Here is a 23,577-nt window from a genome sequence, read left to right as displayed (position 1 = left end):
TTCTGATGAAACAGTAGAAGATGAAATTTTAGATGAAAAAATAGAGGTAGTTGTTGAAGAAACTACTGAAGATATTGAAGTTGAAATTACATCTGAGGAAACAATTTCAGAAGAGATTGAAGAAGAAATAGAAACAAGAGATCCAGAAGTATTAGAAGTTAAAAATGAAGATTTTAAAATGATAGAGAGTGCTTTAGAGATAAGGTATAGCTCTTTAAAATTGGATAGGTTGCCAATTGAATTTTCTACGATAAAAGATATGAAAAATCAAAACCTGATAAAAACTTTTGGAGTTACCGACTTAAAAATAGATCAGCTAAATTTGAAAGATTGTCATAGTAGAATAGTTGAGATAAATAGAAGAAAATATTTAGAAATGAAAAACAGAGAGTTTAAATTAGGTTTAGAGATTGATTTAAAAGATGATGGATCTTTTAATACAATAGTAAATAACTATTATTATAAGATATATCAGTATAGTAATGTAAAAAGATTTATGCCGAATATAAAACTTTTAAAAGAGATTTTTATGGGACAACTTATTGAAATAAGTGGTAAGTTAGTAACAGGAAAAGTATCTTTTGAAAATAGAATAGAGGTTATGAAATTAGATTTACTAGAAAAGGAGATTTTAGGATTAGAGGAAATAAAGAAAGAGAAACTATTGCAAGAGGAAAACTCATTGTATTCTTTAGCTTTATTAAATCTTATTGATAAAACTCCAATACTTCAAAGTTGGGTAAACTTTAGATGTGATTTAGATAAAGTTCAGTTAATTGAAGGAGATAGAATATCTGTTGAAAGAGTTCACATTATTAAAGGAAATGACTTTAATATAAGAGAAAGGATAGTTACAGTAGCTCCAGTAGAAACAAGAGAGATAAAAATTACTGAAGCAGTAGCTTACAGAAAAACTTGTGAAATTTCATTAGAGAAGATACCTAGAAAATAATAAAGAGGTGTTTAATTTGATATTAGATAATACGATAGACAGAGAAGAATTTTTTAAAGCTTTCTGTATAACAGAGGAGTACTTTAACTCCACTGGTCTTAATTGGGATGAGCTTATGAAAATCTATGCTGACTATATAAAATTAGTTCCTTATTTAGAAAAAGAAGCTGAACATATAGTATCTAAATTAATTGATAGTGAAGGGGTTCACTCAGTTAGAAGACGAGTTAAAAGAGCAACACATCTTGTTGAAAAAATAATAAGAAAAGGTCGCAAATATGCAGACCGTGGAATAAGTGTAGAAAACTATAAAGAGATTATAACTGACCTCATAGGAATACGTGTGCTACATCTATTTAAAGATGATTGGCGTGGAATTCATTGTGAAATAACAAAGTTATGGGATACAAAGGAGACTCCTCAGATAAATATTAGACGAGGTGACTATAACATCCAAGATTTAAAAAATACTATTCAAGATTTAGATTGTGAGATAATTGTGAGAGACCATGGTTACAGATCGATTCATTATCTAATTGGTGTTCCAGTTACAAAGCATGATGAGGTACTTGTAGAGATTCAAGTAAGGACAGTTTTTGAAGAGGCTTGGAGTGAGATAGACCATTTAATGAGATATCCATATGATGTTGATAATCCAATTATAACTGAATACTTAGGTATTTTTAATAGAATAGTTGGAAGTGCAGATGAAATGGGTATGTTTATAAAAAAAATAAAAAAAGAGTTTTCTAATGGAAAAGGTTTAGAAGATAATTTCAGAGAGTTGGATTTAAAATTCAAATAAAAGGAAGAGTTTCGACTCTTCCTTTTTTCTAAAAAAGTTAGAGGTGACTAGATGAAAGAGATATTCATAGCATTAAAGGACTACTTAGTATTTGTTAATATTATATTTGCATGTATCGTTATATTCTTTGAAAGAAGAAGACCTGTATTTACACTATTTTGGATAACAATATTGTTATTGACATCCTATTTTGGATTTATAATGTATCTGTTTTTTGGTATTAGCTTTAAAAAACGTAGAGCTTTAGCAAAATATTATTTAAAAAATAGTCATGATTATTTAAAAAATTTAAATAAAAAATCTATGGTTAGTATTAAAAAATGGATAGGATTAAGTAGATATTTAGATGGAGTTCTTTTAGGAAAAATGACTCATAATAACAGTTTTACATTTTATCCAGAAGCTAAGTATTACTTTGAAAATCTAACATTATCTATAAAAAATGCAAAAAAATCAATATATATGGAATATTATATATTTGATGATGATGAAGTTGGAGCTCCAATTTATGACTTACTTTTAGAAAAGGTTAAAGAGGGAGTAGAGATAAAAATAATAGTAGATGGTGCTGGAACAAGAGGAGTATCTAGAAAAAGAGTTGAAGAACTAAAAAGAGCTGGAATAATGTTTGAAGTTTTCTTTCCATCGTATTTTCCATTTGTAAAAGTTGGTAATTTAAGAGCAAATTATAGAGACCATAGAAAAATAGCTCTTATAGATAATAAAATATGTTTTTCAGGTGGATTGAATATTGGAAAGGATTATATAGGAAAAGGTCATTTAGGAAATTGGCAAGATATAGGATTTTCTTTAAAGGGTGAAGCTATAATAGATTATTTGCATGAATTTGAAAGAAGTTGGAAATTCTTAAAAAAGGATACTACAGATATATTTCAGACTATTGCTATTGATACAGATGATCATAGTTTAACTCCTATACAAGTTGTAAGTTCAGGACCTAATTATGAATTTCATACTATAAAAGATACATTTTTAAGTTTAATAGTAAAAGCTGAAAAAAGTATACATATAGAAACACCATATTTTATTCCAGACGAACCAATTTTAGATGCTTTAAAAGCTGCTTTAGTTTCAGGAGTAAAAGTTAAAATAGTAATACCAAGTGTTGGAGATCACGCTTTTGTTTACTGGGCTAACCAATACTTTTATGGAGAACTAATTGAATTAGGAGCAGAAATATATAAATATAAATACGGATTTATCCATAGTAAACTTGTTGTTGTAGATGGAGAGATTGCATTTTTAGGAACTGCAAACTTTGATTATAGAAGTATGTATCAAAATTTTGAAATAAGTCTTCTGATTTTGGGAAATAACATTACTGAATTAGAGAAAAGAATAGATAAAGATATTTCAGACTCTAAAAGAGTAACATTAGAAGAGTATAAAAATAGAGGAAAAAAAGATAGGGTGTTAGAATCAATTTCTAAATTGTTAGCACCTATATTATAAGGAGGAAGTTATGATAAGAGTAGCTATAGTAACATTAAGTGATAAAGGTTCAAGAGGAGAGAGAGTCGACGTAACAGGACAAAAGTTAAAAGAGATTTTTGAAAAGCATCTAAGTTATGAAACTGTTTATTATAATATGCTTCCAGATACTTACGAAGAGATTTGTGAAGAGTTAATAAAATTAGCTGACGAAGATATAGCTGATCTGATTGTAACAAATGGTGGAACAGGGTTTTCAAAAAGAGATGTGACACCTGAAGCAACACTTGCGGTAATCGAAAGGGAAGCACCAGGAGTAGCAGAGTATATGAGAGCTAAATCATTTGAGATAACACCGAAAGCTATGTTAAGTAGAGCAAGATGTGGAATAAGAAAGGGAAGTATAATTTTAAATCTTCCAGGAAGTCCAAAAGGAGCAACAGAGAATCTAAACTTTGTAATAGATGCATTAGTTCATGGAGTTGAGATACTAAAGGGTGCAGCTGTAGAGTGTGCAACACCTATTAAAAAATAGGAGGGAACAATGAAGTTTGAGTATATAAGCTACGGGGGATCTTTAATTCAGGGATTGAAAAAAGATCCCTCTGTTGTATATGTGTTTTCTGATTATCCTTTAAAAAATAGTCAGAGAAAAGAAAGTAAAAGAAATATCTTTGAACCAGATCCACTTTATTTAACAATAGATGAGTTTAAAGGAGTAGCATTTAGTACTGATAAGATAATTTTAAGTGAAGCAAAAAGATTTGTAAGTTTATATAACTATATGAAAAAAGAGTTTGTAGAGATAAATATAAATAACTATTTTGAATCTATTGAGTTTTCAGATAAGTTTTTTAAATACTACACTGAATTGAATAGAAGTTTGTGTGAAAAGGATATAGAACTAGAAGAGTGGCAAAAAAAATATTTTGAAATATTCCATAGATTTAAAGATAAATATGAGGTATATTTGACTGAAAGAAATTATATACCAAAAGACTGGGTTGAAGATATAAAATATCTAGATTTAACAATTTTTAAAAAATATAAAAAAATAGTCTTTGTGGATATAGTAAACTTTTCACCTCTAGATAAATATGTAATATCTAAGCTAGAGGAGTTTATAGAGGTTGTAATTAGAGTTCAAGGTGAACCAGGAGTTTTTGATGAAGAAAATCTTGAATTAAAAGAGGTATATTTGCCTAGAACACAAAAAGTAGAGATATCACTATTAGAGGTTCAAGATGAATTAGAACTTATTGGGAATCTATTAGATATTATGAAAATGAAAAATCACATGACAAATATATTTTCTCCAGAAGCTGATACAAATGAGTATTCTAAAATATTTCCAAATAATTTTATGAGAGGTAGTTTTTATACTTTAAATGACACTAAGTTTTTTAAATTTTTAAATGCCCAAAGTGAACTAATAGGAGCAATGGAACCTAGAATGGATAATTTAATTCCTATTAAAAAGTTTTTAGAGGGAATTAAAAATTTAGAGATGCAAGAATATTATGGAATAACAAAAGAGGATATGGAATATATATATAATCAAATTGATTGGGATTATAAGTATATAGGAACAGAGAGTAATGAAAAAATCACTGAAATCTATGAAGATATTGTAAAAGTTTCAAAAGTTGAGAGTATAGATAAGTTTATTACATACTTTAATGAGCTTTTATCGCTAAATATGTTTAGAGAGAAAATATATGTAGATTTCTACGATAAACTTCAAGAATATATGGGATATGCTAAAACAACTGAGATAATGCTTGAGGAAAAAGAGATTAAAAGCTGTTTTAGAAATGGTGGAGATATTTTAAAATTCTTACTTCAATATTTTAATGATGTTGAGATTATAAGAAATGATGATAGTGAGGGAAAATATCTAATAAAACCAATGGAAAACTGTAAGGTTACTCCATCAAGAGAGTCGATTTTTATAAATATAAGTACAAGATATCTTCCTAGAGTAAAAAGAGATTCTCTTTATTTAACAGAGAAACAGAAAAAAGATAATGGATTTACTTACTATGAAAAGGAAAGAAAAGAGGAAAAGTACAGATTTTATCAAGGGCTTTTAAAAAATAGATACAATACAATTGTTTATATAAAAAATGAAAATAGTGGAGAGGGAGTATCTCCAATACTTTCTGAAGTCTTAAATAGATATGGTATAAGCAAACTTGAAAAAACTGTTTATAGTGAGGATATATTAGAGAGACTAATGACATTTAAATCAAATGAGATTGGGGAATTTGTTCAAAAAGATTTAATGAAGAATAGAGATGACTTTAAAAATAGAGAGTTAAGTATTGGGCCATATGATTATGATACTTTAACTAGGTGTGAGTATAGATTCTATTTAGATAAAGTTTGTGGACTTAGTCCTTTTGAAAAAGAGGATTCTTTAGGTCTATCAGTTAAATTTATAGGAACTTATGTCCACGAGGTTTTTGAAAAGTTAACAGATAAGATGTGGAAGAAAATTCTGAATGTTTCAGATTACTCAGTAACAAATGAAGAGGTAGAGGAGCTACTATATAAAAGTTTTTATGCCAATAGAAAAAGAGTTCCAGTATATCTAGACAACTACTTTACTCAGATATTAATTCCACGTTTTACAAAAAATATAGTAAAGTTTTATAAAGAGATAGAAAATCTATATATAGAAAAGAAAGTTAAACGTATAGAGAGTGAGAAAAACAGTAGAAAAGAACCATTTTTAAAAGGTGATGTAGAAGTTACTTTAGGTGGTAGAGTTGACCTTGTAATTGAAACGACAACAAATAACCATATTATAGATTTTAAAACAGGAAGTAAAATTGATAACCAGTTGGATTTTTATACAATTATATTGTATGGTGATGAAAATGCTGCTCAAAAATCTATATACAATGCATTTGAAGGAAGTATTGAGAATCAAGAAAAACCTAAACTTACAAGAGAGCTTTTAAAAGAGAGATTAATAGAGTTTTTTAAAGGAGAGAACTACTTTTTAAGTGAGAAGAAAAGTGGATGTTTATATTGTGAGTATGGAAATATCTGTAGGAGGGAGTTTTAAATGAAAGGGATAGTTTTAAAGGCTAGTGCTGGAACAGGAAAAACATATAGACTATCTTTAGAGTATTTAGCTACTCTTTTAAAAGGTGAAAATTATAAGAATGTTTTAGTAATGACTTTTACTAAAAAAGCTACATCAGAAATTCAAGAGAGGGTTATACTATTTTTAGATGAGATGTATAGAGATAAAGATTCATCTCTATATGAAAATTTAAAAAACTTATATCCAGAGATTGACCTTTCTTTTGAAAATGTTAGGAAAGTTTATTATGAAGTATTGGATAATAAAGATAGATTAAAAATTTCAACAATTGATGGTTTTATAAATAATATATTCAAAAACGTTATAGCTCCATATCTAAATATATTTTCATATGAGATTATAGATGATACTGAAAATATTGAGATTCTATTAAAATGTTTTGAAAAAATTGTAGAGGATAAAAATGAGTTTGATAGATTTAAAATTTTTCTACAAAACAGAACAGAGCGTAGTATAGAAAAGTATTTGGATATACTAAAAAACCTAATTGATAATAGATGGAAATTAATTTTAATTGAACAATCTCAAAAGTTAAAAAATAAAGATGAGTGTGACTCAGATATATCTATAGAAAAGTTGATTAAACATTTAACTGATGCTTTTTTAGCTGTAAAAGAGAAAAAGAAAGATGGTAAAGATCTATCTGATTATATGAGTAAAGTCATAAAATGGGTTTTAGAAAAAGATAGTTCAACTCACAGAGAGCATGCAGTTGAAAATTGGAATGAAATTATAAAAAGTGATAAGTGTTGGGATGGACGTAGAGTAAAAACAACAAGTAAAATTGACTTAGATTGTGAGATTGAGATTCTACAAAGAGCTTTTGATCAACTAAAAGAGGAGATATCTAAAGAGGTTTTCAATAGAGAGGTTCTATCTTTTGAAAGAGAGATATTATACTTTATTGAAAATTTATATTCAATATATGATAATATAAAATTTAATGAAAAACGATTTACCCATCTAGATATAAGTAGTTATATGTTCCAATATATAGATAGAGAAGAGATAAATCTTATAAAGGATGGATGTATAACAGATTACTTTAAAGATATATTTGATAGTGAATTTAAAACAGTGTTTATAGATGAGTTCCAGGATACGAGTGTTCTTCAATGGAGAATTTTAAAAGGACTTATAAATAGTTGTGAAAATTTAATATGTGTTGGAGATGAAAAGCAAAGTATATATGGTTGGAGAGGGGGAGAAAAAGCTCTTTTTGAAAACCTTTCAAGCATAATAGGAGTAGAAGAGGAGACTATGAGTGTTTCCTATAGAAGTTGTAAAAATATAGTAGATTTTACAAATGGTGTATTTAATGGAGTAGCTGAAACATATGAAGAGGTTGCAGCTTTAGAGGATCATAATTATAAATGGGAGTTTACTCCAGTAGATGGAAAAAGTGATGAGCTTGGGTACTTTGAGGTTTTAACAAAAAAAGAACCTTTAGAGGGTGAAGAGGAAGTTTTAGAAGAAGAGAATATGATAGAAACTATGGTGGATTCTATTGAAAATAACTTTGATGGAAACTATGGTGGAATAGGTATAATTGCAAGAAGTAATAAACAACTAAATGAGATAGCAACTGCTTTAAGTGATAGGAAAATACCTTTTGTGATAGATTCCAATGACTCTATTATATATCATAGAGCAGTTAATCCAATTTTTAAAATCTTAAAATTTACTGTAAATAGAGATATATTTTCACTACTTGAATTTTTAAGAAGTGATGTTATAAAAATAGGAAATGATGAACTAAAAACTATTCTAAAAAATAGAGAGACTATAGAAAAATTAGAGGAGATGCCAGAGGACATTTCAGATAATCTTTTAGATGTTTTAAATAGAATAAAAAGAATAGCCCAAAAAGGATTAGAAAATAAAAACTTTGTACTAGATGTAATTGAGAATTTTAATATCTCTCAAATGTTTTCTGGGAAATCAGATTTAAAGAATATATTCCAATTTTTAGAGATGTCTAAAGAGCATGGAAATATATTTGATTTTTATAACTCGTTGATAAATGAAAAAGATAATCCTAAATTTAAGCAGGTATCTTTAGAGGAAGAAAAAGCAATAACTCTTTTAAGTATACATAAATCTAAAGGATTAGAGTTTGAAACAGTTTACTATTTTCATCAGGGACAAAAAAGAGGTTTAGAAAGTGGAATACAGTTTCATATAGATTTTAAATCACCTTTTAACGAGATAGAGAATTTTATATTTGTAGATAAAAAATATGAAAAAATATTAGATTATTTAGGAGATAGCTATAACTTTTTAAGAGAGTTAGAGATTAAAAAAGACCAAGAGGAGATAAACAATATCTATGTTGCTTTAACAAGAGCTAAAAAAAATCTGTTCTTAGTTATGGCAGGAAGCGAAAATAAATATTTAAAGAGCTCAATAGATGGACTATTTAACGTAAAGTGTGGTAAAATTAGTAGGACTGAAAAAAATGAAAATGTGGAAAGAGTAAAGAATATAGAGCTACTAGATTCTATAGATTTTATTGAAAAGAGTGTAGAAGAGTGTGAACAACCAAATAGAATGCTTTTAGTTGATATAGTAACAGAGGAAAAAAGAAGAGTGGGTAATGCCATTCACTACTATTTAGAATTTATAATAAATAATAGTTTAGATGAACACATAGAAGCAAGAAATAGAACTTATTCAAAATATGCATCTATAATAGGAGAAGAGAGACTAAAAAATATTCTTGAAGGATCAGAATTTAAAAATTTCTTTAATGACAATCCAATTATTTTCTCAGAGGAATGGGATTATATATACCCAGAGTATGAGATATATGATGAAGGAAAGCTAAAAAGAATAGATAGAATTATGATAAAAAAACCTACACCAACAAGTGATGGAAAGATTCTTGTAATAGATTATAAAACTGGAGGAATAAATCAAGCCCAGTTAGATGAGTATATTGAAATTGTAGAAAATCATCTATATAGTCTAGGAGAGATAGATAACTATAAAGTGTCTGGTGAGTTTTTAGAAATTAAACTATAAAAATTAAAGTAATTAAAGGGGATGAAATGAAAAAGACAGTTTTAGCAGGATTATTTTTAATGAGTTTAGTATCGTTTGGGGAAGAAATTGTAGTTTATGGACCGGAATCAATGAAATGGATTGAAAGTTCAGCAGGTGTAATTTTTAAAGAAAAAACTGGAACAACTATTAAGTATGTACCAATTGATGGAGTTATACCTAGAATGAAGTTAGAAAAGAAAAATCCAAAGGCAGACATAATAGTAGGTCTAACAGATATAAACTACTTAGAAGCTAAGAAAGACAATCTTATAAAAAATTATAAGCCAACTACTGCGGGAAATATTGCGAAAGAGGAGTTCATAATTGATAAAGAGTGGTCAGTTACACCGATTGATTATGGAATGCTTGCACTAAATTATAACTATGAAAAAACAGGTTCAGATTTAAAAACTTTTGAAGATTTAAAAAAATATCCAAAAGAATTATTAGTTCAAGACCCAAGAAGTTTTACAGGAGAAGCATTTATGCTTTGGACTATTGGAGTTTATGGAGAAAACTGGTTAAAGTTTTGGGAAAGCTTAAAACCAAGTATATTGACAGTTTCTTCTGGATGGTCTGATTCTTTTGCTAAATTCTCTGTAGGAGAGGGAGCGATTATGAGTGGGTATGCTTCAAGCTCAATCTACTTCTATCAAGATGGAAATGAAAATAAATACAAAAGTTATATACCTGAAGAGGGTGGATATATATACTTAGAAGGTGCTGCTTTAGTTAACAAGAAAAATATAAAAAAATCAGCTGAGGAGTTTTTAAATTTTGTTTTAGAACCAGAGTTTCAAAAGCTTGCTCTTGAGAAAAACTATATGTTCCCTGTTATAAACTATACATTACCAGAAGATTATAAATATGTGCCTACGACAAATAAAATAGTTAAATTAGATGCAGAATATGTAAACAAAAATATGGAAAATTGGAAAAAACAGTTAATTGAGGTATTGAAAAAATAATGAGGAGAAATAAGACCTATAGTTATATGTATCTTATTCTATGGGTAATCCCTCTAATGTTTTTTATAAAGGATTTCTTTCATTTAGAAGAGATTAGAAGTTTGAGTTTCTATGAAAATTTTCAACTTTTTAAAATCTCTTTAACTCAAGGGATATTATCAGTTATCTTTTCAACGATAATTGCGATTATACCCGCTTATTATATGAGTTATAAAAAAAATCCACTGACAAAAATATTAGAGGGACTTATATTTATTCCATTTTTCTTTCCAACCATATCGACAGTAGTAGCTTTTACACTTATATTTAACCTACCGATTCTTAAAAATTTTAGTGTATTATATACACTAAAAGCTATAATACTTGCAAATGTATTTTATAATAGTCCAATTATGATAAAATATCTGAGTGAGGGAATGAGAAATATATCTAAAAATATAGTTGAAGCGGCTAAAATAGATGGCTTAAATGAGATTGATATCTTTATTAAGATTAAACTTCCATTGATATTTCCACAAGTTTTTAGAGGGATGTTTTTAGTTTTTATATACACCTTTGCTTCTTTTGGAATTGTCCTAGCACTAGGAGGAATTAGATATTCTAACTTAGAGGTTGAAATTGCAAACACTCTTTTAAGAGATGCAAATTTTTCAAAAGCTCTTATATTAGGTATTGTACAATTTTTCTTTTTAATAGCATTAAATATATTAGGTGATCTTTATCCACCCTATGAATTACAAAATGATTTTAGAGAGAAAAAAGTTTCTACATTAACAACACTTTGGACTGTGGTATATCTATTGCTAGAATGTTCAGTTGTTCTTATAGGAATATTTTATGGTTTTTATAACTATTATACTGGTAGTTTTTCTTTAGAGGGGTTTTATAAACTTTTTTCTAGTGATTTTAATTCATACTATCCAGTTTTACAGGGAATTAGAAACTCTTTGCTTTTAGCATCAATAACACCCATATTTGTAATTATTTTTACTTATCTATTACTTAAAAATTTTACTAAGATAACAAGTATTATTGTTTTTTCTACAATGGGATTTTCAAGTGCATTTCTAGGGATTGCTTTAATCTATATAAATATACTTTATGATATAAAGTTGTGGATACTTCTAGTTATTGGATATTTTTTAGTAACAGTTCCAATAGCTTATTCATTTATGTACCAGTATGTGAGGGAGTTTCCAAAGGATATATTGGATTTAGCAAAAATTGATGCACTTTCACCTTTTAAAACATTTTTATTAATAGAATGTCCTATTTTGAAAAATGTATTTTTAGGTACATATTTACAGATATTTGCAATAATTTTAGGAGAGTTTACAATCTCGTACTCAATGCAGTTAGGAAGAGATTTTCCTACGATAGCTTTAGTAAACTATTCACTTTTTTCAGATAAAAAACTCTTAGAAGGGGCAGCATTGTCATCTGTAAATATAATAATAGTGGTTGTTTTATTTTATTTATCAAATAAAATTACAGAAAAAGAATAAAGGGAGGGAAATAACTATGATAAACGCAATATGGTTAGGACTTATATTAATTGGAATTGTCATTTCAATGTTTACAGGAAATGTACAAGCGGTAACAGATTCTGTTATATCATCGTCAAAAACAGCAGTGGAGATAGCAATAGGGCTTATTGGGATTATGGCCTTTTGGTTAGGATTAATGAAAGTTGCTGAAGAAGCAGGATTAGTTAAAGCTTTGGGAAGAGGATTAAGACCTATAATGAAAAGGTTATTTCCAGAGATTCCAGAGGATCATCCAGCAGTAGGAAGTATTGTAGCTAACGTAGCAGCGAATTTCTTTGGATTAGGAAATGCAGCTACTCCATTAGGGATTAAAGCTATGCAAGAATTACAAGAGTTAAATGACAACAAAGAGGAAGCTTCAAATGCAATGGTGCTATTTTTAGCTATAAATACATCTTCAGTTACTTTAATATCATCAAGTGTAATAGCTTATAGAGCAGCAGCAAACTCAGCTAATGTAACAGAGATAATTGCTCCAACAATAATAGCAACAGCAATTTCAACAATAGTTGCAGTTGTATCGTGTAAAGTTTTACAAAAGTTGCCTACATTTAAGAGAGAGACAGTTGTAAAAACAGATGCTGTAGGAGGGGATGAGTAATGTTTACACTTATAATGGAAAGAATATCTCTATATGCAATTCCTTTAATTATATTGTTTATAGTTTCATATGCGTACTTTGTAAAAAAAGTAAAAGTATATGAGGTGTTTTGTGAAGGAGCAAAAGAAGGTTTTTCTACAGCTATTAGAATTATTCCATTTTTAGTTGCAATGTTAGTAGCAATTGGAGTTTTTAGAAGTTCAGGAGCTATTGATGTAATAATAAAATATTTAAATCCAATTTTAGAGTTTATTGGTATGCCAGGAGAAGTTTTACCAATGGCTATTATGAGACCTCTTTCAGGAGGAGGATCAACAGGGATTTTAAATGATATCTTTATAACTCATGGACCAGATTCTATGATTGGAAGAATGGCTTCAGTTATGATGGGATCAACAGAAACGACTTTCTATGTTTTAGCAGTTTACTTTGGAGCTGTTAGCATTAGAAAGACAAGACATGCAGTTGCAGCAGGACTTTTAGCTGATATAGCTGGAATTTTAGCAGCAGTATGGATTTGTAACCTAATGTTTAGTTAGGCTGTGATAATATATGAAAAGATTAAAAATAGGAGATACTATAGGGCTGGTTGCACCAGCGAGTAGTGTTAATAAAGATAAGTTGAAAAGTTCTATTGAAAACTTAGAGAAATTAGGATTTAAAGTTAAAGTTGGAAAAAGCGTAGAAAATATATGGTACTCTTTTGCTGGAACAGATGAAGAGAGAGCAACAGATATTAATAATTTTTTCCAAGATAAAGATGTAGATGCAATTATGTGTGTAAGAGGTGGATACGGAGGCATTAGAATGCTTTCACTTTTAGATTATGAAGTTGTTAGAAATAATCCAAAACCTTTTATAGGTTACAGTGATGTGACATCTTTGCATATGGCATTTTTTAAAAAGTGTAATCTGAAAACTTTTCATGGGCCTATGGCTGTAAGTAATTTTTCAGAAGAATATAATTCAGATACTTTAGATGATTTTATAAAAGTTATGACTAGTAATGAAAGTTACACGATAAAAAACTTTTATGAAAAAATATACTTTTATAATACTTTAAAAGGAAGTGGCCAACTAGTTGGAGGAAACTTAGCAGTTTTAGTATCAAATTTAGGAACAGAGTTTGATTTAGAGTATGACAATAAAATCTTATTTTTAGAGGATATTGGAGAATCAACATACAAGATAGATAGAATGTTGTGGCAGTTAAAAAATTTAGGAATTTTTGATAAAGTTTCTGGTATAGTACTAGGAGATTTTAAAAATTGTGACAAATCAAGTGAGGATGATATGTCTTTACAAGATGTTTTTTATAGTCATTTTAAAGATTTAAAGAAACCAGTTTGCTATAATTTAAAATCTGGACACTGTACTCCAATGTTGACATTAGAGTTTGGTGAAATTTTAGAGATAGATGGGGAAAAAGAGCAATTAATAGTTAAGAAATAAATAAAGAGGGTAGAACTAAGTTCTACCCTCTTTGTTATATTTGGTTAAAAAATTATTATTGTGATCTTTTAAAGTAAAATGCTGATAAAATTAAGTTAGCTCCACTAAACAGTATATACCAAGCGATACATAAGAATATAAACTGTTGAGAGAAGAATGGTAATGCAACTAAAAGCACACCGAATAGTAAATCAATAATACCAGAACCTAAGCTGAAATCCACTAAACTTGGGAATATTTTTCTATTGAATAAAATATTTAAAACAATAAATACTCCTTTGAAAATCATGAATATACCAGCATAGATAATCATATATATTTGGCTAGCAAATGGAGTACTAAATAGAGATAAAGATATTATAACCTCTAAAACTCCTATAAAAATGTAAAGACCCCAGTGGAAATTAGGAACCTTTCTAAATTGGAATCCTTTAGTAAAGTTTTTAACACCACTAACTAAGAAAAATGCTGCTAGTATATCAACTAAATATACAGAGAATATAGTAGGACTAAAAATTCCAAAAATTCCAACTAAACTAAATAGAATTCCTGTTACTAAAAGATAGGTAAAAACTTTTTTGTTAAACTCTTGCATTGAAATCCCTCCTTAAAAATAAAACTATCTTCTATAAGTATTATTCTGTTGAAATAGTAAATCTCCTTTAAAAAAAAATTTTTATGCAAAAGTTAATTTCAATTTGTATTTATTTAGAAAAAAATTTTTTCAAAATTTTAGTAAAAAACGACTAAAACACTCAAATAGAGATAGAATATAAAACATGTATATATTTAAAGAATAGATTATATATTATTTATATATTTGCGTTTGTACTTTTTGCGAAGTATACTTGTGCCAAGATGAAGTACAAAAATATAGTAGGAGGGATTTTATGTTTGAATATCAATTTAACATGGCAGAAACTTTAGCAATAGCAGTTATTTTATTATTGCTTGGAAGATGGGTTAAGAAAAAAGTTAATTTTTTTGAAAAGTTTTTTATACCAGCTCCAGTAATTGGCGGAGTAATATTTTCGGTATTTACATTAATTGGTAGACTTTCACAAACTTTTACATTTTCATTTGATGGAGCATTAAAAGATCTTTTAATGATAGCATTCTTTACAACAATAGGATTCTTGGCAAGTTTAAAGTTGTTAAAAAAAGGTGGTATTCAGGTATTTGTATTTTTGTGTGTAGCAAGTGTGTTAGTAATAATTCAAAATCTTGTAGGAGTTACATTAGCTAAGTTTTTTGGTTTAAATCCACTATTAGGGATAGCAGCAGGATCAGTACCATTAACTGGAGGACATGGAACATCTGGAGCTTTTGGGCCAGTTCTTGAAGCAGCAGGAGCAACAGGAGCGATGTCAGTTGCAATAGCATCAGCAACATTTGGACTAGTTGCAGGATGTATGATAGGTGGACCAGTTGCAAAAAGATTAATGCAACGTTACGGATTAGTTGGACATAAAGAAGAGGAGTTTTTAATTCCAGAAGAGGATTCAAAAGAGGTTGTAAAAGAAAAGATTACAGAGGAAAATCTTTTCCATGCAATTGTTTACATTGTTATTTCAATGGGAATTGGAGGGTTATTAATACCTTTATCTAAAAAAGTAGGAGTAGTTTTACCAGCGTATATTGGACCAATGTTAGTAGCTGCTATTATAAGAAATGTTATAGACAATAAAGATACTGAGTTACCGCTTCATACAATAAATGTAGTTGGAAATATCTCTTTACAGTTATTCTTAGCAATGGCTTTAATGTCTATGAAGTTATGGGAGCTAGCAGCATTAGCAATACCATTAGTAGTGATACTTTTAGTTCAAACAGTAGTAATGGCACTATACGCATACTTTGTAACATTTAGAATTATGGGAAAAGATTACGATGCAGCTGTAATGGCATCAGGACACTGTGGATTTGGAATGGGTGCAACACCAAATGCAATGGCAAATATGGAGTCGTTTACAGCAGTGAATGGGCCATCGCCAACAGCATTCTTTGTACTGCCTTTAGTAGGAGCTCTATTTATTGACTTTACAAACGCTTCTTTAATCACAGTATTTATGAATATTTTTGGAAAGTAAAATCTAATTAGAAAGGGAGGGGCAAAGTGAAAATTGGTATCTTTGATTCTGGAGTTGGCGGATTAAGCGTGTTGAAAAAAATAAAAGAAAAAATAGACTTTGCAGATGTAATCTATTATGGAGATAGTTTAAACTCCCCTTATGGAAGTAAAAGTATAAAAGAGATACAAGAGCTTTGTTTAAGTATAGGCGAGTTCCTAATAGATAATCAAGTTGATATAATCGTTATAGCTTGTAATACAGCAACAGCAGCAGCTTTAGATACGTTAAGGGAGAGATTTACAAGTATACCAATAATAGGTGTAATTCAACCTGGAGCAGCAATGGCTATAAAGCAAAGCAAAAATAAAAAAATTGGTGTCTTATCAACACCGTTAACAGCTAAAAGCGGAATTTACGAAAAGGTAATAAAAACTTTGAATTCAAAGTATGAAGTTTTTCAAAAAGGTTGTGACTTACTTTGTCCTATGATAGAGAGAGGTTGGGAAGATAACGAAAGAAATACGTTGCTTCTAAAATCATATATAGATCAACTTCCAGAAGAGATAGATACTTTGATATTAGGATGTACGCATTATCCTCTAATAAGAGAAGAGATAGAAAAGTTAATTGATAAAAGAATAGTAGATCCAGCAGAGGAAACAGCTATGCATGTACTATTTGAATTAAATAAATTGGCATTAAAAAATGGATTTAAAAAAAGTAGAAAAGAAAAAATAAATATAGATTATTTTGTTACAGGTGATATAGAACGATTTAAAAAAGTGGGAGAAAGATTTTTAGGTGAAGAGCTTTCTAATATTTATCAACCTTTAATAGGATAATTATAGAGAAAAAGTAACGATATTATATTGTTACTTTTTTTTATTCAAAAAAAAGAAATGGGGTAAGTATGTAGTAGAATAATATAACAGATATGGGATTAAAGAAGGAGGAGAGACATGAATAACTTAATAGATAAGAAATTAGAAACAATATATAAGATACAACCCTATCTAGTTTATATAGACAGTATATTTTATATCTCAGGATCTGTAATTCCCATTGAGGATTTTAAAAAATATGTGGATAATATAAACTATATAAAAAATCATTCTGATGCGGTGGAAATTTATGAAAATTATACAAAAAATAGTTTACATCTTTTTTTTGACAAATACATATCAATTTTCTCAGCTAAGGATATAAAAAATTATATTAATGAAATTTTTAAAGATAGATTGATTATTAATCGTTCAGATTTATTAGAAGGGTTAGAAAATTATAATATTATAGATGAAACTTTTATAGATTATTATATAGATAAGTCGATTTATTTTGAACAGATATCAGATAGAATCAAAAAAAACTTTTTAATAGATGATTTTGAATGAAAAACTACAAAAAATGAACAAAATACTTGAAATTAGTTTGAAAGTATGGTATATTATAGATAAATACGGGGGTATTAGATTTTAAAAAAAGGTAACTTCAATGATTTTCATTGAAAGTTACCTTTTTAGTTTATTTAAAAAGTATTTTTGTATAAAACTTCATCAGGCAGCATATCTCTATCAAGTTCAATTTCAACATAAACTGGAAGAGTCTTTCCTGATTCAGATTGAGTATATTTTGCCATTTCAGCAGCTAATGTTTCTAATTTAGCTTTATCTAATTTATCATATTCATCTTTTGAAGCGTCGCCTTTTAATTCAACTTTTAATTCTATTTTATGGTGATCTAAATCAACATCATACTCATGAACATTGATTGTTGTCTTACCATCTGTTAAAGCAGGAAATTTATTCATTAATCCCATTTCAATCATATCCTCTTTAGAGTTGGCAAAGGCTGTAAGTGATAATAAAACGGTTAAACTTAAAAGTAATTTTTTCATATATGACCTCCTGATTTTTAAACTTCTGAAATATTATTCTTAGAAAATTTTTATTTCCTTTTTTATTTTAAATTTATTAGAAATAAAAAAAACTCCTTTTGGGGAAAAGGAGTTTTTTATTAACACGGGGGAGTGTTAAAAAATAAAAAAGATTAAAATAGATTTTTGGGGGGTATATAGATCTATTCAATCAAATTCGGTCTCATAGTTATAGTACTATAAATGTATATAAATGTCAAATATGTTTTTAAATGGTAAAATAAAATAAAAAAAACGTATAAAAAGAGTACTTAATAATTTAAAAAAAAACGAAATCGGAGTAAAACTATGAAAAAATTTCAAGATATAGAGTATTTAAAAGCAGGAAATGAAAAGCAAGTACAAAGTTATCAAATTCTAAAAAAAATAAATATATTTAATGTTTTAAATGAATTTAATCCAATTTTGGTTGGAACTATACCAATTGAAATAGATATAGAAAAAAGTGATTTAGATATAGTATGTCAAATTAATTTAGAAAATAAAGAAAATTTAAAACAGATTATTAGTAAAAATTTTTCTCAATTAAAAGGTTTTAAAATTTCAGATAAATTTTTAAGTGATGGGATAGTAATAATTAATTTTTTCATAGAAAATATGGAGATAGAGATATATGCATCGAAATTAATTTCAACAAAAACAAATGGTTATAGACATATGATTGTCGAAAATAGATTATTAAAGTTTGCTAACTTAAAATTTAAAGAGGAAATTGTAAGTCTGAAAAGAGCTGGAATAAAAACAGAGCCAGCTTTTGCTAAACTTTTAGAGCTAAATGGAAACCCCTATGAAGAACTTTTGAATTTTGAGTTTTTAAGTAATAGAGAAATAGTAAAAAAACTAAAAGAGTTAGGATATTATAAAAAAGGGAATAGTTAAACTATTCCCTAAGCTACCTTTACAGATGATACAATAAAGAACTCCTCTCCATCATACTCAACTCTTTCAACATTTAGTTTAATATTTTGATCCAAATTAGAACTTTCTAGAAGGAAGAAAAGATGTTTATCCTCCTCAGTTAGAGTAAGTTGAAAATCATCACGTAAAAGTGAAAAAATATCGTCCTCTAGTTCTGCAATAGTGTATTCAAAATCTTCCATTAAAAGATATAAAGTTTCAGCAAAGCTTTTTGCTTCTTTCATGAGTTCCTCCGTTTATTTTAAATTTAATCATTTAAATAGTGTAAAAGATATATACCAAAACGATCAAGCTTATAACGATTCTCTCTCGAAGGATCTTTTGTTATAAGCTCTTCTCTTAAGAGAATTTCGTAATTCATATGATAATAAGTTTCTTTAATTGGTAATAAAATATCTATAGTTTCAACTTTTACTATAGAGTTGTGTAACAATTTAAAATTATTTTCTATATCGTTTTTTTGTGTTTTATAACACTCTTTAAGCACCTCATAGCACTTTTCTGGTAGTCTTTCCTTTAGATAGAAAAAATATTCTCTATAATACATAACAAAACCTCCGCAATAGATTTATATAATAATATACAGAAAATATTAATTAAATCCTTTTAAAAATCTTTAAACCATATAAAGAATAGAGATGGTTAAAATAATAATTCCAGGAATAACAATTTTTTCAGTTTCAAAAAAATAATACCCAGGTTCATCTATTTCAATCTCTTCGACACTATTTGGATAGAAACTATTAACTAAAGAATCAATAAAGTCTTGTTCAGAAAGTTTCTTCTTTTTAAGTTCTTCAATATTATAATCTCTAAAATTTAGAAAAGAAAACTTTAAAACTCTTTGATTTTTAGAATTTATGAAATCCTCTCCTAAAATTAAAGTTTTACTAAGAGTATCGTCATTATTTTCAATTAGTTTTGGTTTTAGATTAAAGTTTATAAGATTTTCAGGTTTTATATTACCATAAAGATTTTCATAAAATTTTTTTTCATTTGAGTTTAATAAATCTCTTGTTTTTACTCCGGTATCATATTCCTCAATAGGTTTATCTTTTGAAATATCCATATGCTTTTCCCAAATGTAAAATTTTTCTTGTAAACTGATAAGATGATAACCATCTTTAGGAAATATTTTTTTCAGTTGTTCAACCAACTTAACTGATTCAATTGTAACTTGCCTATCCATTAATTTCTCCTTTTAGTAATTAAAACTTCTTATAATTATACAACTTTTAAAATAAGAGGTCAACAAATTAAAATACACTTAAAGGATAACTTGTTTTAAGTTTTTAGAATTCAAAAAATCATAAGGGAAGACAATAGGTCCACCATTAGAATCTAAATCTAAATTATAACCTAAATCTTGAGCTGTTTTTGAAAATAAAAACCAAACAAATTTAGAACAATAGAAATCAGTGTCATTACTTTTAAAAAAAGATGTTCTATATTTACCATGACCATATTTATCTACATTCTTTAAAAAAGTTTCTTTAAATTGCTGATTAAAAAATGGATATCTCAAAACAATAACTTTTCGATTTGGTTCATTAAGCCAAGCATTGACACTAATAGTGTAGTAATTATTTCCAGGCATAGGAAAATCCCCAATATGAGTATCGCTAATCATAACAGAACTATGCCCCAACCAAGAGACAGGGTCAGTTATTAATTTATCTTTAATAATAATATCTCCTGTTTGAAGTTTGAAAGAATTATTAATAGCCGTTTGAGTTGATTCCCATTTATAAGGATTATTAGAACATCCGATAATCATTAATAATAAAAAAACATAAAAGACAATTTTTTTAATAAATTTATAATTCAATTTATACACCTCCTTACATTATTAGTAATACCATAGAAAACATAAAAAAGTAAATATTAAAAAAAGAAAAGTTCGAAAATATTAGTAAAAAAGGCTATAAATAAAATTAATTAGGGGAGTGATGAATATGGTTTTATCAATAATAATTTTTATAGCAATATTTATAATTTACCTAATTATAAATAAATTAGAAGAAATAGGAGGGTGGTAAAAAAATGGAAGAGATTAAACTTTTAATTCTCAACAATGTAACACTTAACATCATTGCATCAATTATTATACTATTAGTGGGGTTAGCATTAGCATCAATTGTTATAAGTAAGTTAGAACACACTTTAAACAAGACAAAATTATTTTCTAACTTAGAACATGAAATTACAGGAAAGGAAGGAGGAACAAGCACATCAGTAATAAAAATATTACTTAAATTTATATATTATATTTTTATAATTTTCATAATAGGAATAATAATGGAAAAATTAGGATTTAGTAGATTAGTAAATCCAATTTTAAATCTTTTAGATCCAATCTTCTCATACATTCCAAATGTATTAGGAGGAGTAATTCTTTTAATAATAGCAATTATTTTAGCAAAACTTTCTCAAAAGTTTTCAGAAATATTCTTTAAAAAAATGAAGGTAGATGAAAAAATTCATACTGAAGAAAATGGAGTATCTTTATCTAAAATATTTAGTGAAATAATTTCATTGGTTATATTTATACTAATTTTACCAGGAGTTTTAGCAGCATTAAAGTTAGATAAAATACTGATTCCAATTACTGATATGTTAACTAAATTCTTAAATTATATTCCAAGTTTAGTAGCAGCTGCTTTAGTTTTAGTTGTTGGTTGGTTTATAGCATCTAAATTAAGAGATATTTTAAAAGGTGTTTTAGATTCTTTTAAACTTGATGAAAAGTTAAGTGTAGATGGAAAAGTTTTATTTGAAGGAAAACTTTCAACTGTAATTGCAAATATTGTTTATGTATTAGTATTAATACCTGTATTTTCAGCTTCTTTAAATTATTTAGGATTAGATATAATTATTTCTCCTGTGATAAGCATGTTGAACATACTATTTAATTATATTCCGAATTTAGTTGGAGTAGCTTTAGTTTTAGTAATTTCATTATATTTTGGAAGAATTATAGAAAGTATAATAACTAATTTGTTAATAGGTTTGAAATTTGATTCATATCTTGAAAAAGCAGGATTAAAAACAATTGATAATAACTATTCTAAATTAGTTGGAAAATTCTCAAAGATTTTAATAATATATTTTGCAATAATTCAATCAATAGAGATTTTAAATTTTGGATCATTACAAGACTTAAGTTTAAAACTAACACTTTTATTAGGAGATATCCTATTAGGTGTTGTAGTAATAGGTGTTGGAATTATAATAGCAAATTATGTTGCTAAAATAATAAAAAACACATCATTAGAGAATAAAGATCAAATAGCTAACATAGCAAAAGTAGCGATTATAGTTTTCGTTGGAGCTATGGGCTTAAGACAAATGGGAATAGCTAATGAGATTATAAACTTAGCATTTGGATTTACAGTTGGAGCTTTAGCTGTAGCTTTTGCAATAGCTTTCGGAATTGGTGGAAAAGACTTAGCAAAAGAAAAACTTCAAAAATTAAATTCTTGTAAAAAAAATGAAGAAAAAGATGATGTAGAACCTCCAAAAGAAGATTAATATATAAAATCCCCCTCCTTAATTAGAGATCAATATCTAATTAAGAGAGGGGGATTTTTTTAGTTATATAATTTTAGTTCCAATGCTACTTTAACATCCTCTTCTGTTGCTAAAGAATATTCATTACTTTGAAGAAGTTTTTTTATTTTTAAAATCTGAAAAAAACTAAAAAGACCACCAATTTCAAATGTTGTTCTCTCTCCTTTTCTGTTCATTAAACTAATTTTTCTTTTCAATTTAATCACCACCATATTTCGTTTTATTTCGATAACTTTCATTATGGTTGTATTTTATTATGAAAAAGCCAGTTTGTCAATAAAAAAACAATAAAAAAAACGAAAGAAAACTTTCGTTTTTTTTCACTTTATTATTTTAACATTATTTTCTATAAGTTTTTTCTCAAAATCTTCAGAAATATTATGATCTGTAATAATTGTCATACCTTCTTTTATCTTAGAGAAATTAAATATAGAATCTTGATAGAATTTTTTACTTTGAGTGATTATAAAACTCTCTTGTCCAACTTTAAGTGCTGTACTTTTAAATTTTCCCTCATCAATAGTACAAGTACTTAATTGCATCTTATCTACGTTAATTCCACCAATTCCAATAAAAACTTTATTTGGATTAAAAGATTCTAAGTTTTCTCTAGCCATTTCACCTATAAAAGAATCTGTTCTTGGATCATATATCCCACCTAAAGATATGATTTCTATCCCTTTATTCTCAGAAAGAATTTTTTGAATTTCTAACATATTACTTATAACAGAAATTTTTATTTTTCTCTTCTGCAAAAGAGCTGCAACAATTATTGTAACAGTTGAATCATCTAAAAAGATTATATCTCCATCTTGAATAAGTGAAACCACTTTTTCTGCAAGTAATGTTTTTTCTTCTAAATCTTCTTTAGCAATATCTTTTAAAATAATTTTATCTACAATTTTTCTTTTTAAAATCGCTCCACCATGAGTTCTTGTTAAAAGATTCTCCTCTTCCATTTGACAAAGATCTTTTCTAATGATAACTTTACTCACAGAAAAAAGATCGCTTAATTCATTAACAGAAACTTTTTCTTTTTGCTTTAATATATTTAAAATGCTTTGTTTTCTCTCTTCAACAAACACGTTTATAAACCTCCTCTAATTACCTAAATAGTTAAAAAAATTATATCATAAAAAAAACGTTT

The 23,577-nt window shown here is 27.4% G+C and carries 24 protein-coding genes; 16 read left to right on the top strand and 8 right to left on the bottom strand.

Annotated elements, in window-relative coordinates; all coding sequences use genetic code 11:
• Positions 1-178: 178 nt before the first annotated feature.
• From MKD34_RS04490 to MKD34_RS04440, 11 genes are read left to right on the top strand one after another with little or no spacing between them, the layout of a single operon-like run.
• Positions 179-952 (top strand): hypothetical protein, encoded by a 774-nt coding sequence (locus tag MKD34_RS04490; RefSeq protein ID WP_240218353.1) that lies wholly within the window; start codon positions 179-181, stop codon positions 950-952.
• A 19-nt stretch (positions 953-971) separates the two neighbouring features.
• Positions 972-1,757, top strand: coding sequence for a RelA/SpoT domain-containing protein (locus MKD34_RS04485; protein ID WP_240220067.1), 786 nt, complete (start codon positions 972-974; stop codon positions 1,755-1,757).
• Between the two features lie 51 nt (positions 1,758-1,808).
• On the top strand, positions 1,809-3,230 hold the full coding sequence (cls, locus tag MKD34_RS04480) for a cardiolipin synthase (RefSeq protein WP_240218352.1): 1,422 nt from the start codon (positions 1,809-1,811) through the stop codon (positions 3,228-3,230).
• A gap of 10 nt (positions 3,231-3,240) precedes the next feature.
• Entirely contained in the window at positions 3,241-3,744 is a 504-nt protein-coding gene (locus MKD34_RS04475) for a MogA/MoaB family molybdenum cofactor biosynthesis protein (RefSeq protein WP_023050748.1), read from the top strand.
• 9 nt (positions 3,745-3,753) lie between these two features.
• On the top strand, positions 3,754-6,282 hold the full coding sequence (locus MKD34_RS04470; RefSeq protein ID WP_240218351.1) for a PD-(D/E)XK nuclease family protein: 2,529 nt from the start codon (positions 3,754-3,756) through the stop codon (positions 6,280-6,282).
• Positions 6,283-9,348: a UvrD-helicase domain-containing protein gene (locus MKD34_RS04465; RefSeq protein ID WP_240218350.1), complete on the top strand. Its 3,066-nt coding sequence runs from the start codon at positions 6,283-6,285 to the stop codon at positions 9,346-9,348. It begins immediately after the preceding gene.
• Between the two features lie 26 nt (positions 9,349-9,374).
• Complete coding sequence (locus MKD34_RS04460) at positions 9,375-10,337, top strand: thiamine ABC transporter substrate-binding protein (RefSeq protein ID WP_240218349.1); 963 nt, start codon at positions 9,375-9,377, stop codon at positions 10,335-10,337.
• A 56-nt stretch (positions 10,338-10,393) separates the two neighbouring features.
• Entirely contained in the window at positions 10,394-11,842 is a 1,449-nt protein-coding gene (locus MKD34_RS04455; protein ID WP_240218348.1) for an ABC transporter permease, read from the top strand.
• Between the two features lie 16 nt (positions 11,843-11,858).
• Entirely contained in the window at positions 11,859-12,485 is a 627-nt protein-coding gene (locus MKD34_RS04450; protein WP_040407248.1) for a nucleoside recognition domain-containing protein, read from the top strand.
• Positions 12,485-13,024, top strand: a complete 540-nt coding sequence (locus MKD34_RS04445; RefSeq protein ID WP_240218347.1) for a spore maturation protein — start codon at positions 12,485-12,487, stop codon at positions 13,022-13,024. The genes MKD34_RS04450 and MKD34_RS04445 overlap by 1 nt, the downstream gene beginning before the upstream one ends.
• A gap of 13 nt (positions 13,025-13,037) precedes the next feature.
• A complete protein-coding gene (locus MKD34_RS04440) occupies positions 13,038-13,937 on the top strand; it encodes a S66 peptidase family protein (protein ID WP_240218346.1) in 900 nt (299 codons plus the stop codon).
• Between the two features lie 55 nt (positions 13,938-13,992).
• Here MKD34_RS04440 and MKD34_RS04435 read toward each other — a convergent pair whose 3' ends face one another.
• Positions 13,993-14,532 carry an HdeD family acid-resistance protein gene (locus tag MKD34_RS04435; protein ID WP_240218345.1) on the bottom strand — a complete coding sequence of 180 codons (540 nt, stop codon included), beginning with the start codon at positions 14,530-14,532 and terminating at the stop codon, positions 13,993-13,995.
• A gap of 295 nt (positions 14,533-14,827) precedes the next feature.
• On the opposite strand from MKD34_RS04435, the gene gltS reads away from it, so the two are divergent.
• The 3 genes from gltS (at position 14,828) to MKD34_RS04420 (ending at position 17,400) form a co-directional block, all read left to right on the top strand.
• Positions 14,828-16,027: a sodium/glutamate symporter gene (gltS, locus tag MKD34_RS04430; RefSeq protein WP_240218344.1), complete on the top strand. Its 1,200-nt coding sequence runs from the start codon at positions 14,828-14,830 to the stop codon at positions 16,025-16,027.
• A 26-nt stretch (positions 16,028-16,053) separates the two neighbouring features.
• Positions 16,054-16,851: a glutamate racemase gene (murI, locus tag MKD34_RS04425; RefSeq protein WP_240218343.1), complete on the top strand. Its 798-nt coding sequence runs from the start codon at positions 16,054-16,056 to the stop codon at positions 16,849-16,851.
• A 117-nt stretch (positions 16,852-16,968) separates the two neighbouring features.
• Positions 16,969-17,400 (top strand): hypothetical protein, encoded by a 432-nt coding sequence (locus MKD34_RS04420; RefSeq protein ID WP_240218342.1) that lies wholly within the window; start codon positions 16,969-16,971, stop codon positions 17,398-17,400.
• 134 nt (positions 17,401-17,534) lie between these two features.
• On the opposite strand, the gene MKD34_RS04415 is transcribed toward MKD34_RS04420, so the two are convergent.
• On the bottom strand, positions 17,535-17,903 hold the full coding sequence (locus MKD34_RS04415) for a hypothetical protein (protein WP_240218341.1): 369 nt from the start codon (positions 17,901-17,903) through the stop codon (positions 17,535-17,537).
• A 327-nt stretch (positions 17,904-18,230) separates the two neighbouring features.
• Between MKD34_RS04415 and MKD34_RS04410 the strand changes: the two genes are divergently transcribed.
• Complete coding sequence (locus MKD34_RS04410) at positions 18,231-18,821, top strand: DUF4269 domain-containing protein (RefSeq protein ID WP_240218340.1); 591 nt, start codon at positions 18,231-18,233, stop codon at positions 18,819-18,821.
• 8 nt (positions 18,822-18,829) lie between these two features.
• Here MKD34_RS04410 and MKD34_RS04405 read toward each other — a convergent pair whose 3' ends face one another.
• The 4 genes from MKD34_RS04405 to MKD34_RS04390 form a co-directional block, all read right to left on the bottom strand.
• On the bottom strand, positions 18,830-19,084 hold the full coding sequence (locus tag MKD34_RS04405) for a hypothetical protein (protein ID WP_240218339.1): 255 nt from the start codon (positions 19,082-19,084) through the stop codon (positions 18,830-18,832).
• A 23-nt stretch (positions 19,085-19,107) separates the two neighbouring features.
• Positions 19,108-19,407: a hypothetical protein gene (locus MKD34_RS04400; RefSeq protein ID WP_240218338.1), complete on the bottom strand. Its 300-nt coding sequence runs from the start codon at positions 19,405-19,407 to the stop codon at positions 19,108-19,110.
• Positions 19,408-19,476: 69 nt separating this feature from the next.
• The gene (locus MKD34_RS04395) at positions 19,477-20,049 is read right to left on the bottom strand and encodes a hypothetical protein (RefSeq protein ID WP_240218337.1); all 573 of its coding nucleotides are present in this window, start codon (positions 20,047-20,049) and stop codon (positions 19,477-19,479) included.
• 78 nt (positions 20,050-20,127) lie between these two features.
• Complete coding sequence (locus MKD34_RS04390; protein WP_240218336.1) at positions 20,128-20,688, bottom strand: hypothetical protein; 561 nt, start codon at positions 20,686-20,688, stop codon at positions 20,128-20,130.
• Between the two features lie 215 nt (positions 20,689-20,903).
• Between MKD34_RS04390 and MKD34_RS04385 the strand changes: the two genes are divergently transcribed.
• Positions 20,904-22,391, top strand: coding sequence for a mechanosensitive ion channel (locus MKD34_RS04385; protein ID WP_240218335.1), 1,488 nt, complete (start codon positions 20,904-20,906; stop codon positions 22,389-22,391).
• 59 nt (positions 22,392-22,450) lie between these two features.
• Here MKD34_RS04385 and MKD34_RS04380 read toward each other — a convergent pair whose 3' ends face one another.
• Both MKD34_RS04380 and MKD34_RS04375 read right to left on the bottom strand, forming a co-directional pair.
• Positions 22,451-22,627 carry a hypothetical protein gene (locus MKD34_RS04380; RefSeq protein ID WP_240218334.1) on the bottom strand — a complete coding sequence of 59 codons (177 nt, stop codon included), beginning with the start codon at positions 22,625-22,627 and terminating at the stop codon, positions 22,451-22,453.
• Positions 22,628-22,750: 123 nt separating this feature from the next.
• Entirely contained in the window at positions 22,751-23,515 is a 765-nt protein-coding gene (locus MKD34_RS04375; RefSeq protein WP_240218333.1) for a DeoR/GlpR family DNA-binding transcription regulator, read from the bottom strand.
• Positions 23,516-23,577 lie beyond the last annotated feature (62 nt).

This window comes from Cetobacterium somerae (assembly GCF_022430525.1).
Classification (GTDB): domain Bacteria; phylum Fusobacteriota; class Fusobacteriia; order Fusobacteriales; family Fusobacteriaceae; genus Cetobacterium_A.
Note: the sequence above shows the minus strand (reverse complement) of the source record. Positions and strands in the feature narration are given on the sequence as shown.